This window comes from Sphingobium sp. WTD-1 (genome assembly GCF_030128825.1).
GTDB lineage: Bacteria > Pseudomonadota > Alphaproteobacteria > Sphingomonadales > Sphingomonadaceae > Sphingobium.
Map to the genome: position 1 here is coordinate 3,115,514 of NZ_CP119127.1, position 12,436 is coordinate 3,127,949.

Genomic DNA, 12,436 nt, shown 5'->3' on the forward strand with positions numbered 1-12,436 from the left:
TGGCCCGATTTATGGGGGTAGGTGATCGGCCAATTGGGCCGTCATACCAGCGCGCGCTGCGCGTCTTGCTTTTTGCGTGACCGCGACACCTAATTGCCGTGATCCTGGTAATCAGCACAGCGAGCGACCCGTCCTGCACCAGGGCAACAAATCGCTCACGCTCGCTCCTTCGTCTTGTACCGATAATTCGGCACTGCGGTCCATACGATTGCCTACCCAACCCGCTGAAACCAGGCTACACACGGTGTCGACTGTCCAGTTGCGGTAAAAGACGCGCTGCACCAGCCCAGGATCATCAGATGGCGGGCGCTGGCCGACATCAGCGGATACGCTTGATCCAGGTCTGGCCGCCTTCGCGCACTTCGGTGGTGAAATTGGGGATGGCGGCGACCAGATCGGACAGGCGCTTGAAACCATAATTGCGCACGTCGAAGCTGGAGCGATTGCCGACCCGCTGGCCGACTGGTCCCAGGGCGACGAAACCGCGTTCGTCCCGTTTCGCCTCGTCATAGGCGTCGATAAGCAAACGGACGACTTCCGGGTCCACCGCTGCGCCTGTGCCTGCCGGTGCAGGCGTTGCCGCTGGCGGTGGCGAGAAGGTCGGCGTTGCGACGGGCTTGGCAGCCGCGCTGCTCTTGGCTGGTGCCTTCTTCTTGGGCGCCGCTGCGGGCTTGGCCACCGGCACTTCGACCGGCCGCAGTGCCGCGACGTCGATGAAGCGGGTGCAGGCACGACGAAAGCCCTCGGGCGCATTGGCGTTGCCAAAGCCATAGACCGGAATGCCGTCCTGGCGCAGCCGCGTCACCAAGGGGGTGAAGTCGCTGTCGCTCGACATCAGGCCGAAGCCGTCGACGCGCCCGCTGGACAGCAGGTCCATCGCGTCGATTGTCATCTTCATGTCGGTGGCATTCTTGCCCTTGGTCAGGTCGAACTGCTGCTGCGGCTCGATCGCCTGCGCGACTGACAGTGCCGCCCAGGTCTTGAGCGTCGCCTTGTTCCAATTGCCATAGGCGCGGCGGATATTGACCGTGCCCAGCTCCGCCAGCACCGTCATGACCGCGTCGAAATGGGCCGCCGACGCATTGTCTGCGTCGATCAACAGGGCGATATTGCCGCGCCCTTCCTGCCGCATGGGCATGATGTGCCTCCCGTCAGGCTGCGGCGAAGACGCCGGTCTGTTCGTCCAATATGTGAAGCTGGCCATCGGCAATAGCGAAGAAGCTGCCGACCAGCTTCAGTTCGCCGCTCTTCTCCTTGGCGCGCACGCAAGGGAAGCTGCGCAAATTGGTAAGGCTGACCTTCACGCCTTCCTGCTCCATGGCGCGCTCGACATCCCGGTCGCGCTGGTCGCCATAGCGGCCTACCACCACGTCGCGGGCATCATCGAGCAGTTGGATCCAGTTATGGATAAAGCCGCCTTCGCCCGGAGGCGCGTCCTTGAGGTCATGGCTGAGCGCCGCCTTGCAGCCGCCGCACTTGCCATGGCCCATGACGACGATCTCGCCGACCTTGAGCACCTGGACGGCAAATTCCAGCGCAGCCGACACGCCGTGCCAGCCGGGATTGGTTTCAAAAGGCGGCACCAGCGCGGCGACATTGCGCACGACGAAGATTTCGCCGGGGCTGGTGTCGAAGATCTGGGCCGGGTCGACTCGGCTGTCGGAGCAGGCGATCACCATCACTTTGGGGCTCTGCCCCTCGTTGAGTTCGTCCCATCGCTCGCGCTGCTGGGACCAGCCGGTGTCACGGAAGCGGCGATAGCCTTCGAGCATGTCTGCAAAGTCGGTCATGATGATTGATGTGCCGCACAAAGAGAGGGCTGGCAAGTATGGTCCTGCATCGCTATCTGGGGCCGATGAACGACATTGCCCCGATCCCCGTCCCCGGTCAGCCCGCCACGACCGAGCGTGCCCGCAAGCCTGACTGGATCCGCGTCAAGGCGCCGACCAGTCCCGCTTATCACGAGACGCGCAAGCTGATGCGGGAAAAGGGTTTGAACACGGTCTGCGAGGAAGCGGCCTGCCCGAATATCGGCGAATGCTGGACCAAGAAGCACGCCACGGTGATGATCTTGGGCGATGTCTGTACCCGCGCCTGCGCCTTCTGCAACGTCAAGACCGGCATGCCGCGCAAGGTGGACGTCAACGAGCCGCAGAACCTGGCCGATGCCGCCGCCGAGATGGGGCTTGAACATATCGTCATCACCTCGGTCGATCGCGACGACCTGCCCGATGGCGGCGCCAGCCAGTTCGTCAAGGTGATCGAGGCGCTGCGCCGCACGACGCCGGGTACCACGATCGAGATCCTGACCCCCGACTTCCGCAACAAGCATGAACGTGCGGTCGCGATGATCGTCGAAGCGCGCCCGGACGTTTATAACCATAATCTGGAGACGGTGCCCCGGCTCTACCCGACCATTCGCCCTGGCGCGCGCTATTATGCGTCGCTGCGTCTGCTGGAGAGCGTCAAGAAGCTCGATCCGTCGATCTTCACCAAGTCGGGCATCATGCTGGGCCTGGGCGAAGAGCGTCTGGAAGTCCACCAGGTGATGGACGACATGCGTTCGGCCGACATCGACTTCCTGACCATGGGCCAATATCTGCAGCCCACGCCCAAGCATGCCAAGGTGATGGAATTCGTCACCCCGGCGGCGTTCAACGCCTATGCGGCGATCGCGCGGGCCAAGGGCTTCCTGCAGGTCGCATCGAGCCCGCTGACCCGGTCGAGCTATCATGCCGGCAAGGACTTCGCCGAGATGCGCGCCGCGCGCGAGGCGAAGCTGGCCAAGGCGGCCGCCACGAAGGCCTGACTGGCGAATGCCCAAGCATAACGAGACCCGTCAACTGCCCTATAGTCCGGAACAGATGTTCGACCTGGTGTCGAACGTCTCGGCCTATCCGCAATTCCTGCCCTGGGTCAGCGCGATCCGTATCCGCTCGGACAGCGAAAGCGAGATGGTCGCGGACATGATTGTCGGCTTCAAGGGGATCAGCGAGAGCTTCACCTCGCGCGTCCACAAGCATCGCCCGGACCATGTCCGGGTCGATTATCTCAACGGCCCGCTCAAGCATCTCCACAATGAATGGCGCTTCCGCGACGACGGGCAGGGCGGCGTGCTGGTTGATTTCGAGGTCGAGTTCGAATTCAAGAACCGGATATTCGAGATGCTGGCCGGCCAGTTCTTCGACAAGGCGCTGCGCAAGATGATCGGCGCGTTCGAGACGCGCGCGGCAGCGCTTTACGGCGCCGGCGAATCGGGCAGCAGCAGTTCGAGCGCACACAACGCCGCCTGAAGCCGGACGCCGCCCCGACCATTATCCTCGAAATGATGCATGTCGGCCACGACCTTGTCGGGGCTGCCGCCCCGTTCTGCGCGGGCGAAGACGACGGTGCCGACTGGCTTCTGCTCGCTGCCGCCGCCCGGCCCGGCGATGCCGGTGATGGCGACCGCGACATGGGCGTGGCTTTTCTTGAGGGCGCCCTGTGCCATCGCCCAGGCGGTGGCTATGGAGACTGCGCCGAACGTGTCCAGCACGTCATGTGAAACTTTCAGAAGTTCCGCCTTCATGTCATTGGAATAAGTAATGAAACCGGCCTCGAAGACGTCGGAGGAGCCGGCGATTTCGGTAAGCGCTGCGGATACCAGGCCGCCGGTGCAGCTTTCCGCGACTGCGACGGTGCGGCCGGCGCGGCGGTTGGCGATGATGACCTTTTCGGCGAGGTCGACGAGCTGGGCGGGCAGGATGGTATTGGGCATGGTCGGCTCAGAATAGCGTGGGGAGGGAGAGGGTGGCAACCGCCTGCGCGGCGATGCCCTCGCGCCGGCCGGCGAAACCCAGCCGCTCGGTGGTGGTGGCTTTCACGCTGATCCGGTCGAGCGGAACCGCCAATATCTCGGCGATCCGGGCGCGCATGGCGTCGCGATGCGGCCCGATCTTGGGCGCTTCGCAGATGATGGTAAGGTCGATATGGTCGATCCGGCCGTCCCGTTTCAGGACCAGATCGCGGGCATGGGCGAGAAAACGATCGGACGAGGCGCCGCGCCATTGCTGATCGGACGGCGGGAAATGGCTGCCGATATCACCATCGGCGAGCGCGCCGAGGATCGCATCGACGATGGCATGGAGCGCGACATCGGCATCGCTGTGGCCGGCGAGGCCCCGTTCATGCGGGACCAGCACGCCGCCGAGCCACAATTCTTCGTTGGGCGCGAGGCGATGGACGTCATAGCCCATGCCGACGCGGGTGGTGCGGGCGTCCATGATGCGCGCTTGCGCGCGAGCGAAATCCTCAGGATAGGTCAATTTCTCCAGCCTTTCATCGCCCTGCACCAAGATGACGTCATGGCCCCAGGCGCGCAGGATCTGGGCATCGTCGGTGGCTTCCTGAGTCTCGTCCCAATCGTGGTGCGCGGCCAGGATCGTTTCGAAACGGAAGGCCTGCGGCGTCTGGACGCGATGAAGACTGGCGCGATCGACGCCGTCGCCCATCCGCGCGCCGTCGCTGCGCACCAGCGTGTCGGCGACGGGCAGGGCAGGGATGGCGCCTTCGGCATCCGCCAACGCGGCCAGCAGTCGATCGATTACCGATGGCGGAAGGAAGGGGCGGGCGGCGTCGTGGATCAGCACGATGTCAGCGCCACCCCCTGTCGCGATCGCCTCCAGCCCGGCCCGGACCGAACCGCGCCGGTTGTCCGCGCCGGTGACGAAATGGGCGGTGCGATCCCCGAGTGCAGCCTGAGCACGGTCTTCCTCGCCTTCGCCCAGCACAATGTGGATGGCCGACACGCCGTCATGCGCCGTCAGCGCGTCATGGGCATGGGCGAGCACGGCCTTGCTGCCAATCTGCCGATATTGTTTGGGAATGTCGCCACCGGCCCGGCTTCCCTGTCCGGCGGCGACGATCAGCGCGGCGATCCTGCTGTTCGATGTCATGCAGCGGCGCTTAGACGCTCTGCCCCATGCTCGCCAACCTCTAAAGCGTAACGCGCGTCCTTGGCGCCCGCCTTGTCGTCGCGGCCATTTTCGGCTAAGGGCTGCCTGTTTTTTAGGCAGTGATAGAAGATGACGCGCAGGCTTTCCTCCATTTCCGTTGGACCGGTGACGGTCGATATGCCGGTGATCCTGGCGCCGATGACGGGCGTTACCGACATGCCCTTCCGCACCCTGGTTCGCCGTTTCGGGTCGGGCCTGAACGTCACCGAGATGATCGCGAGCGCGGCGATGATCCGCGAAACGCGCCAGTCTTTGCAGAAGGCTGCCTGGCATCCGCTGGAAGAACCGGTGTCGATGCAGTTGGCCGGTTGTTCGCCGACAGAAATGGCCGAAGCCGCCAGGCTGAACGCTGATCGCGGCGCGGCGATCATCGACATCAACATGGGCTGCCCGGTGAAGAAGGTCGTCAATGGCGATGCGGGCAGCGCGCTGATGCGCGACCTGCCGCTGGCGGCAGCGCTCATCAAGGCCACGGTCGAGGCAGTCGATGTGCCGGTGACGGTCAAGATGCGCATGGGCTGGGATCATTCGAGCCTCAATGCGCCCGAGTTGGCGCATATCGCCGAGGATCTGGGTGCGAAGCTGATCACGGTTCACGGCCGCACCCGCTGCCAGATGTACAAGGGCAGCGCCGACTGGGGCTTCGTCCGGTCGGTCAAGGATGCGGTCAAGCTGCCGGTGATCGTCAATGGCGACATCTGCTCGATCGAGGACGCTGAAACCGCGCTCGACCAGAGCGGTGCCGATGGCGTGATGATCGGCCGTGGCGCCTATGGCAAGCCCTGGCTGCTGGGCCAGGTGATGCACTGGTTCGCTACCGGCGAGCGCCGTGCCGACCCGAGCCTTGCTGAGCAATATGACCTGATCACAGAACATTATCGCATGATGCTCGATCATTATGACAATATGACCGGCGTCAACATGGCACGCAAGCATATCGGCTGGTACACCAAGGGCCTGACCGGATCGGCGGAGTTCCGTAACACGGTCAATCAGGAGGCCGACGCGCAGCGGGTGCTGGATATGCTGGCCGCCTTTTATGAGCCGCTGATCGCGGCGGATGAACCGGCGGTCGCACTTCAGGCTGCATGACCATGCCATTGCCGTCCCTCCCGCCGCTTCAGATGCAGCAGGATGGACCATCCCTGTCGGAACTGATGACGGCGTTGCCGGTCGCGACCTTGGTGGTGCGACCGGACAACGGCATTGCTGATGCCAATGTGCGGGCGGAAACCCTGCTCAACATGGCGCGGTCGGCGATCATCGGCAGCGATGTGGCGCGCACGGTGCGCATCGCGGAGGCTGGCGCGCGGTTCGATATCTGGCACAGCAACAAGCCGATCGCCGCCTATGACATCAAGGTCCATGCCGGTCGCACCGCCGAGATGGAGGTGGACCTGATGATTTCCCCCATCGTCGATCATGAGGGCTGGCGGGTCGTGTCGATCCATGCGCAGGGACAGGCCCGCAAGATCGGCCATCGCGGCACGGCAGGCGGTGCGCGATCGGCGGTCGGTGCCGCGGCGATCCTGGCTCATGAGATCAAGAATCCGCTGTCGGGCATTCGCGGTGCGGCGCAGTTGCTGGAAACGAGCAACGGCGGCAGCGATGCAGCGCTGACCCAGTTGATCTGCAACGAGGTTGATCGGATTGCCGCGCTGATCGATCGGATGCAGGATTTCACGACGGATCGCACGCTGGAATGCGGCCCCGGCAACATTTATCCGTTGATCGATCGCGCATCGCATATTGCAGCAGCCGGATTTGCAAAGAATGTAAAAATTATAAAGCGTTATGATCCGTCCCTACCATTCGCGATCATCAATGACGATGCGCTAGTGCAGGTGATGATCAATCTGCTGAAGAATGCGGCGGAAGCGCTGGAGCATGTCGAACAGCCCTGCATTCGCGTGGAGACGGCTTTCCGGCATGGCATGTCGGTGCTGGTCGGCGACCGCAAGGGCAGCGCCGTGCTGCCGATCGAGATCGTGGTGATCGACAATGGGCCGGGCGTACCCGAACATATTCTAGACCACCTCTTCAACCCGTTCATCACGGGCAAGCGGGACGGGCAGGGGCTCGGCCTGGCACTGGTAGACAAGTTGGTGAGGGACATGAGCGGTTTCGTGCAATATTCCCGCGATCAGGAAGTCGGGGAGTCCACCTTCCGCATCCTGCTGCCGATGGGAATGGGCTGATGGCCGCGACGGGTACGGTCCTGGTTGTCGATGATGATCCCGCCATCTGCGTCGTGGTGGGGGAGGCTCTGCGGCGTCAGGGGCACAAGGTGAAGATCGCCGGGTCGATCCGTGAGCGCACGGCGCTGATGGAGAGTTTTTCTCCGGACATTCTGATTACCGACGTCATGCTGCCAGACGGCGATGGGCTGGATGGCGTGGCGGAGATTATCGAGCGCAAGCCTGACCTGAATGTTATCATTCTTTCCGCACAGAACACCCTGAATACCGCGATCCGGGCGACCGAGAAGGGGGCGTTTGAATATCTACCAAAGCCGTTCGATCTCAATGAGTTGACGCGAGCTGTCGCGGACGCTTTGGGGCATCGATCGGGCGGGGCGGACGCAACCGAGCAGGGGTTGCCGCATGATGGCCTGCCGCTGGTGGGCCGCTCGCCTGCCATGCAGGAGGTCTATCGCACCATTGCCCGCGTTCTTTCCAATGATCTCAGCATATTGGTGCTGGGCGAGTCGGGAACGGGCAAGGAACTGGTGGCCGAAGCGATCCATAGCCTGGGTCAGCGGCGCACCCGGCCCTTCGTCGCGATCAACATGGCGGCCATTCCGCGCGAACTGATCGAAGCAGAACTGTTCGGCTACGAAAAGGGGGCCTTTACCGGCGCGCAGGCGCGCACCGCAGGCAAGTTCGAGCAGGCGCAGGGCGGCACCCTGTTCCTGGACGAGATTGGCGACATGCCGATGGAGGCTCAGACCCGGTTGCTGCGCGTGCTCCAGTCAGGCGAAGTGACCACGGTCGGCGGGTCGAAGCCGGTGCGGGTCGATGTCCGCATCATCGCCGCCACCAACAAGGATCTGCCGCGGCTGATCGAGGAAAACCGGTTCCGGCAGGATCTCTATTATCGGCTCAATGTCGTGCCGGTGTCGCTGCCGCCTTTGCGCGAACGACGCGAGGACGTGATCTTGCTGGCCCGCCATTTTCTGGATCGGGCGGCGCAGGACGGCTTGCCGCGCAAGGCCCTGTCCGACGACGCGGCGCAGCTGCTGATGGCCTATCATTGGCCGGGCAATGTGCGCGAACTTCAGAATATCATGCAGCGCCTGGCCGTGCTGAGCCGTGAGAATGTGATCGCGGCGGATATGCTGCGCCATGCGCTCCCGCTTGATGCAATGCCCGCCGACCATGCCGCGCCGGCAGGCCAACTGGCGCAGGCCGTGCGGGAATGGACCAAGCGACAGCTTGGCGTAGGCCTTGGTCAGACTGATCCCAACCTGCACGACAATCTGCTCGCAGTGATCGAGCCGATCCTGCTCCAGGAAACGCTGGCCAGCGTCGATGGCAACCAGATCCGGGCTGCCGGCCTGCTCGGCATCAATCGCAATACGCTGCGCAAGAAGCTGACCGATTATGGTCTCGATCCGCTGCAACTGCGGTTGAGCGATTAGCGGCGGCGGGACGAAGTGCCCAATCGCATCGACCAGCGACATGGTTTTATGTAAAAACTGTGTTTGATCGGGCACGGCATTGTTGTAACGAAGCCACTATGACTGGTGCGGTGACAATCCCCCGACGGGGGCAGGCTTGGGCAAGGCTGATCCGGCCTTACCTGCGCAACGGTCGCCTAGCCGCCGCGATCGAAGCGGTCACGCTCATCCTGTTTCTTGGCACCGCTGGCCTGACCTATCGCCTGTTGTCTGGGCAGGACCAGTCCTATACCCTGTTGACCCCGCCGATCGTGGCGCTGTTGCTGGTTGCCAATCTGGTGCCGGCGATCGCGCTGCTGATGCTGCTGGGGCGTCGCGTGGCCAAGCGTCGGGCGGCCAAATCGGCGATCGGCAGCGATGGCCAGCTTCATGTCCGTCTGGTGGCGATCTTCTCGGTCGTGGCCAGCGTGCCGATGCTGCTGGTGGTGATCTTTGCGTCGCTGCTGTTCCAATATGGCGTGCAATTCTGGTTTTCGGACAGCGCACGCGGCATGCTGCAAAATGCCAGCGATCTGGCGCGCGGCTATTATGAGCAGAATTTGCGCGAGGTCCGCGACGAGACGCTGACCATGGCGAGCGACTTGCGCGACTATCTGGGCCAGTCGAGCGTTTCGAGCCCGCGCTTTGCCGAAGGCTATATCTATCAGGTAGTGACGCGAAAGCTGAACCGGTCGGCGATCATCGAGATCGGCAAGGACGGCGTGGCGCGGACCGCCGCGACGGTCGACCCCGAGAGCCGGCCGGCATCCGAAATGCTGTCCGCCGATGTCGTGAAGCGCCTGGCGTCCGGCGAGGATGTGGTGGTGGCCGCCAAGCCGAACCAGATCGAAGCGGTGACGCTGCTCTACCCCAATTCCAAAATCTATCTCTACGCCACGCGCAATGCCGGCAGTTCGTCCTTCTCCAATGTGGAGCGGGCGCAGAAGGTGCTGGGCGATTATGACCTGTTCGCGGCCCAATCCCGCGCGCTGCAATTGCGGTTCAACCTGCTGCTGTTCGTCGGATCGCTGTTGCTGGTCGGCATCGCCGTCTACATCGCGCTGGCGGTGGCGGACTGGATGGTGCGGCCGGTCAATGAACTGGTGACAGCGGCCCGCAAGATCACGGCGGGCGACCTGTCCGCGCGCGTGACCAGCCCGGCCAGCCGGGACGAAATCGGCACGCTGGCCTCCGCCTTCAACCGCATGACCCAGCGGTTGGAAGCGCAGACCGGCGCGCTGGTCGCGGCCAACAGCCAGCTTGACGAGCGGCGCGCCTTTATCGAGGCGATCCTGTCGGGCGTGAGTGCCGGCGTGCTTTCGGTCGATCGCGGCGGCGTGATCCAGTTGCTGAACAGCTCGGCCGCTGCGATCCTGGTGCGTGAAGGCGATGATCCGGTCGGACGGCCGCTGGCCGAGATTTCGGCTGAGCTGGCCGAACTGGTTGCGTCGCAGGAGGATGCCGGGATTGTCCAGGTGCGCGCCCAGGGAGATTTGCGCACGCTGGCGGTCAAGGTGTCCGAAGATGTGTCCGGCCATATCCTGACCTTCGACGACATCACCCAGCAATTGTCGGATCAGCGCCGCGCCGCCTGGTCGGACGTGGCGCGGCGTATCGCGCATGAGATCAAGAACCCGCTGACGCCGATCCAGCTGGCCGCCGAGCGCCTGCAGCGCCGCTATGGCGAGGAGGTGACGAGCGACAAGCCGACTTTTGCCCGGTTGACCGGCACGATCGTCCGTCAGGTGGGCGACCTGCGCCGCATCGTCGACGAGTTTTCCTCCTTTGCCCGCATGCCCAAGCCGGTGTTCCGGCGCGAGGCGCTGGGCGATATTGCTCGCCACGCCCTGTTCTTGCACGAGGTGGCCCATCCTGACATTCGCTTCGCATTCGAGGCCGATGACGGCGACATGGAAATGGTCTGCGATCGCCGCCAACTCGGTCAGGCGCTGACCAACATCGTCAAGAATGCGGTCGAGGCGATCGAGCCCAAGCCCGTGCCCGAAGAGGGCAATGTGCGTGGCAATATCCGCATGCGCCTCCATCAAGTCGAGGGCGCGCTGGTGATCGAGGTGCGCGACGATGGCATCGGCCTGCCGCCCGAACGTGAGCGCATCCTGGAGCCCTATATGACCACCCGGTCGAAGGGGACGGGTTTGGGCTTGGCCATCGTCAAGAAGATTGTCGAAGAACATATGGGCGAAATCCGCTTCGATGACGCGGAAGGCGGGGGCGCGCGGGTTACGCTGCGCTTCCCTGTCGCGGCCCTGGAGAAACTGGAAGAGGGGCAGGTGGTTGCCTTGCCCAAAGGAAAAGTGACGGCCAATGGCGCTTGATATTCTGATAGTCGACGACGAAGAGGACATTCGCGATCTGGTTGCGGGTGTGCTGGAAGATGAGGGTTTCACGACCCGCACTGCCGCCAACAGCGACAGCGCGATCGAGGCGCTGGACAGCCGGCGCCCCTCGCTGGTGCTGCTCGATGTCTGGCTGCAGGGGTCGAAGCTCGACGGGCTGGAACTGCTGGACGAGATCAAGCGGCGCGACGCGACCGTCCCGGTGCTGATGATTTCCGGTCATGGCAATATCGACACGGCGGTAGCGGCGATCCGCAAGGGCGCGGCCGATTTCATCGAGAAGCCGTTCGAGGCGGACCGGCTGCTGCATCTGGTGGCGCGGGCCACCGAGACCGAGCGGCTGCGGCGCGAGAACCAGACGCTGCGCGCGCGCTTTGGCCAAGATGATGAGCTGACCGGCACGTCGGCATCGATCAACGGCGTGCGGGCGACGATCAAGAAGGTTGCAGGCACCGGCAGCCGGGTGCTGATTTCCGGGCCGGCGGGCGTCGGCAAGGAAGTCGCCGCCCGCATGCTGCACAGCTGGAGCGGGCGGGCCGATGCGCCCTTCATCATCGTCGCCGCGGCGCGGATGGACCCGGATCGGGTCGAGGAAGAACTGTTCGGCGTAGAGGATCCCAGCGGGCTGGTGCGTCCGGGCTATCTGGAACAGGCGCATGGCGGCACGCTCTATCTGGACGAGATCGCCGACATGCCCGTCACCACCCAGGGCAAAATATTGCGCGTGCTGACCGACCAGAGCTTCACCCGCGTCGGCGGGCAGCGGCAGGTGAAGGTCGACGTGCGGGTGATTTCCTCGACCGCGCGCAACCTGACGGCGGAAATCGAGGAGCGGCGCTTCCGCGAGGATCTCTTCTATCGGCTCAATGTCGTGCCGTTGCAGATTCCGTCGCTGTCCGAGCGGCGCGATGATATTCCGCCGCTGGTCGAGCATTATCTGGCACGCTTCGCCGCCGATCGTCGCGTCAACCCGCCGGAGATCGCCAGCGACGCGATGGCCGCATTGCAGGCCAATGAATGGCCGGGCAATGTCCGCCAGCTGCGCAATGTGATCGAACGGACGATGATCCTGGCACCGGGCGATCGGATCGGCCGGATCGAGCTGGACATGCTGCCGGCTGAATTGACGAGCGGGGGCGGCGGCGATGGCATCGGCCAGTCCGCCATCATGGGCGCGCCGCTGCGCGAGGCGCGCGAAAGTTTCGAACGGGAATATCTGCGCATCCAGATCCGGCGGTTTTCCGGCAATATCTCGCGCACCGCGACCTTCATCGGCATGGAGCGGTCTGCGCTGCATCGCAAACTGAAATTGCTGGGCATTACCGACGGAAAGGACGGCTGACGCTGGGGAAAGTCCTGATGGCGATGTCAGGCATGGACGCCCCTTCGCAATTGCGGTAGGATTGCTTCGCCCTCGACAAGCGGGG

The 12,436-nt window shown here is 63.8% G+C and carries 12 protein-coding genes; 7 read left to right on the top strand and 5 right to left on the bottom strand.

Annotation, left to right across the window (positions count from 1 at the left end; all coding sequences use genetic code 11):
* Window positions 1-111: 111 nt before the first annotated feature.
* The 3 genes from N6H05_RS15605 to N6H05_RS15615 are packed head-to-tail and all read right to left on the bottom strand — an operon-like array spanning window position 112 to window position 1,790.
* Entirely contained in the window at window positions 112-417 is a 306-nt protein-coding gene (locus N6H05_RS15605; RefSeq protein ID WP_284110407.1) for an acylphosphatase, read from the bottom strand.
* Window positions 320-1,138 carry an NYN domain-containing protein gene (locus N6H05_RS15610; RefSeq protein ID WP_284110408.1) on the bottom strand — a complete coding sequence of 273 codons (819 nt, stop codon included), beginning with the start codon at window positions 1,136-1,138 and terminating at the stop codon, window positions 320-322. Before N6H05_RS15610 ends, N6H05_RS15605 begins: the two co-directional genes overlap by 98 nt.
* Before the next feature lie 13 nt (window positions 1,139-1,151).
* A complete protein-coding gene (locus tag N6H05_RS15615) occupies window positions 1,152-1,790 on the bottom strand; it encodes a carbonic anhydrase (RefSeq protein ID WP_284110410.1) in 639 nt (212 codons plus the stop codon).
* 38 nt (window positions 1,791-1,828) lie between these two features.
* Between N6H05_RS15615 and lipA the strand changes: the two genes are divergently transcribed.
* Together lipA and N6H05_RS15625 are read left to right on the top strand one after the other, a co-directional pair.
* Window positions 1,829-2,809 (top strand): lipoyl synthase, encoded by a 981-nt coding sequence (lipA, locus tag N6H05_RS15620; protein WP_004212573.1) that lies wholly within the window; start codon window positions 1,829-1,831, stop codon window positions 2,807-2,809.
* 7 nt (window positions 2,810-2,816) lie between these two features.
* The gene (locus tag N6H05_RS15625) at window positions 2,817-3,293 is read left to right on the top strand and encodes a type II toxin-antitoxin system RatA family toxin (protein WP_026109377.1); all 477 of its coding nucleotides are present in this window, start codon (window positions 2,817-2,819) and stop codon (window positions 3,291-3,293) included.
* Here the strand turns inward: N6H05_RS15625 and N6H05_RS15630 are convergent.
* Both N6H05_RS15630 and N6H05_RS15635 read right to left on the bottom strand, forming a co-directional pair.
* Window positions 3,239-3,757, bottom strand: coding sequence for a CinA family protein (locus N6H05_RS15630; protein ID WP_004212578.1), 519 nt, complete (start codon window positions 3,755-3,757; stop codon window positions 3,239-3,241). The genes N6H05_RS15625 and N6H05_RS15630 overlap by 55 nt on opposite strands.
* Window positions 3,758-3,764: 7 nt before the next feature.
* On the bottom strand, window positions 3,765-4,934 hold the full coding sequence (locus N6H05_RS15635) for a bifunctional 2-C-methyl-D-erythritol 4-phosphate cytidylyltransferase/2-C-methyl-D-erythritol 2,4-cyclodiphosphate synthase (RefSeq protein WP_284110412.1): 1,170 nt from the start codon (window positions 4,932-4,934) through the stop codon (window positions 3,765-3,767).
* Between the two features lie 129 nt (window positions 4,935-5,063).
* Between N6H05_RS15635 and dusB the strand changes: the two genes are divergently transcribed.
* The 5 genes from dusB (at window position 5,064) to ntrX (ending at window position 12,351) form a co-directional block, all read left to right on the top strand.
* Window positions 5,064-6,086, top strand: coding sequence for a tRNA dihydrouridine synthase DusB (dusB, locus tag N6H05_RS15640; protein ID WP_284110414.1), 1,023 nt, complete (start codon window positions 5,064-5,066; stop codon window positions 6,084-6,086).
* Window positions 6,083-7,192, top strand: a complete 1,110-nt coding sequence (locus N6H05_RS15645) for a two-component system sensor histidine kinase NtrB (protein WP_284110415.1) — start codon at window positions 6,083-6,085, stop codon at window positions 7,190-7,192. The genes dusB and N6H05_RS15645 overlap by 4 nt, the downstream gene beginning before the upstream one ends.
* Window positions 7,192-8,634, top strand: a complete 1,443-nt coding sequence (gene ntrC / locus N6H05_RS15650) for a nitrogen regulation protein NR(I) (RefSeq protein WP_284110416.1) — start codon at window positions 7,192-7,194, stop codon at window positions 8,632-8,634. Before N6H05_RS15645 ends, ntrC begins: the two co-directional genes overlap by 1 nt.
* Before the next feature lie 98 nt (window positions 8,635-8,732).
* Complete coding sequence (locus N6H05_RS15655) at window positions 8,733-10,988, top strand: sensor histidine kinase (RefSeq protein WP_284110417.1); 2,256 nt, start codon at window positions 8,733-8,735, stop codon at window positions 10,986-10,988.
* On the top strand, window positions 10,978-12,351 hold the full coding sequence (ntrX, locus tag N6H05_RS15660; RefSeq protein WP_004212586.1) for a nitrogen assimilation response regulator NtrX: 1,374 nt from the start codon (window positions 10,978-10,980) through the stop codon (window positions 12,349-12,351). The genes N6H05_RS15655 and ntrX overlap by 11 nt, the downstream gene beginning before the upstream one ends.
* The last annotated feature ends 85 nt before the right edge of the window (window positions 12,352-12,436 follow it).

Coding starts and splice junctions, on each gene's coding strand:
- N6H05_RS15605 (WP_284110407.1), bottom strand. CDS start 417: ATGGTTTCAAGCGCCTGTCCGATCTGGTCGCCGCCATCCCCAATTTCA.
- N6H05_RS15610 (WP_284110408.1), bottom strand. CDS start 1,138: ATGCCCATGCGGCAGGAAGGGCGCGGCAATATCGCCCTGTTGATCGAC.
- N6H05_RS15615 (WP_284110410.1), bottom strand. CDS start 1,790: ATGACCGACTTTGCAGACATGCTCGAAGGCTATCGCCGCTTCCGTGAC.
- lipA (WP_004212573.1), top strand. CDS start 1,829: ATGGTCCTGCATCGCTATCTGGGGCCGATGAACGACATTGCCCCGATC.
- N6H05_RS15625 (WP_026109377.1), top strand. CDS start 2,817: ATGCCCAAGCATAACGAGACCCGTCAACTGCCCTATAGTCCGGAACAG.
- N6H05_RS15630 (WP_004212578.1), bottom strand. CDS start 3,757: ATGCCCAATACCATCCTGCCCGCCCAGCTCGTCGACCTCGCCGAAAAG.
- N6H05_RS15635 (WP_284110412.1), bottom strand. CDS start 4,934: ATGACATCGAACAGCAGGATCGCCGCGCTGATCGTCGCCGCCGGACAG.
- dusB (WP_284110414.1), top strand. CDS start 5,064: ATGACGCGCAGGCTTTCCTCCATTTCCGTTGGACCGGTGACGGTCGAT.
- N6H05_RS15645 (WP_284110415.1), top strand. CDS start 6,083: ATGACCATGCCATTGCCGTCCCTCCCGCCGCTTCAGATGCAGCAGGAT.
- ntrC (WP_284110416.1), top strand. CDS start 7,192: ATGGCCGCGACGGGTACGGTCCTGGTTGTCGATGATGATCCCGCCATC.
- N6H05_RS15655 (WP_284110417.1), top strand. CDS start 8,733: ATGACTGGTGCGGTGACAATCCCCCGACGGGGGCAGGCTTGGGCAAGG.
- ntrX (WP_004212586.1), top strand. CDS start 10,978: ATGGCGCTTGATATTCTGATAGTCGACGACGAAGAGGACATTCGCGAT.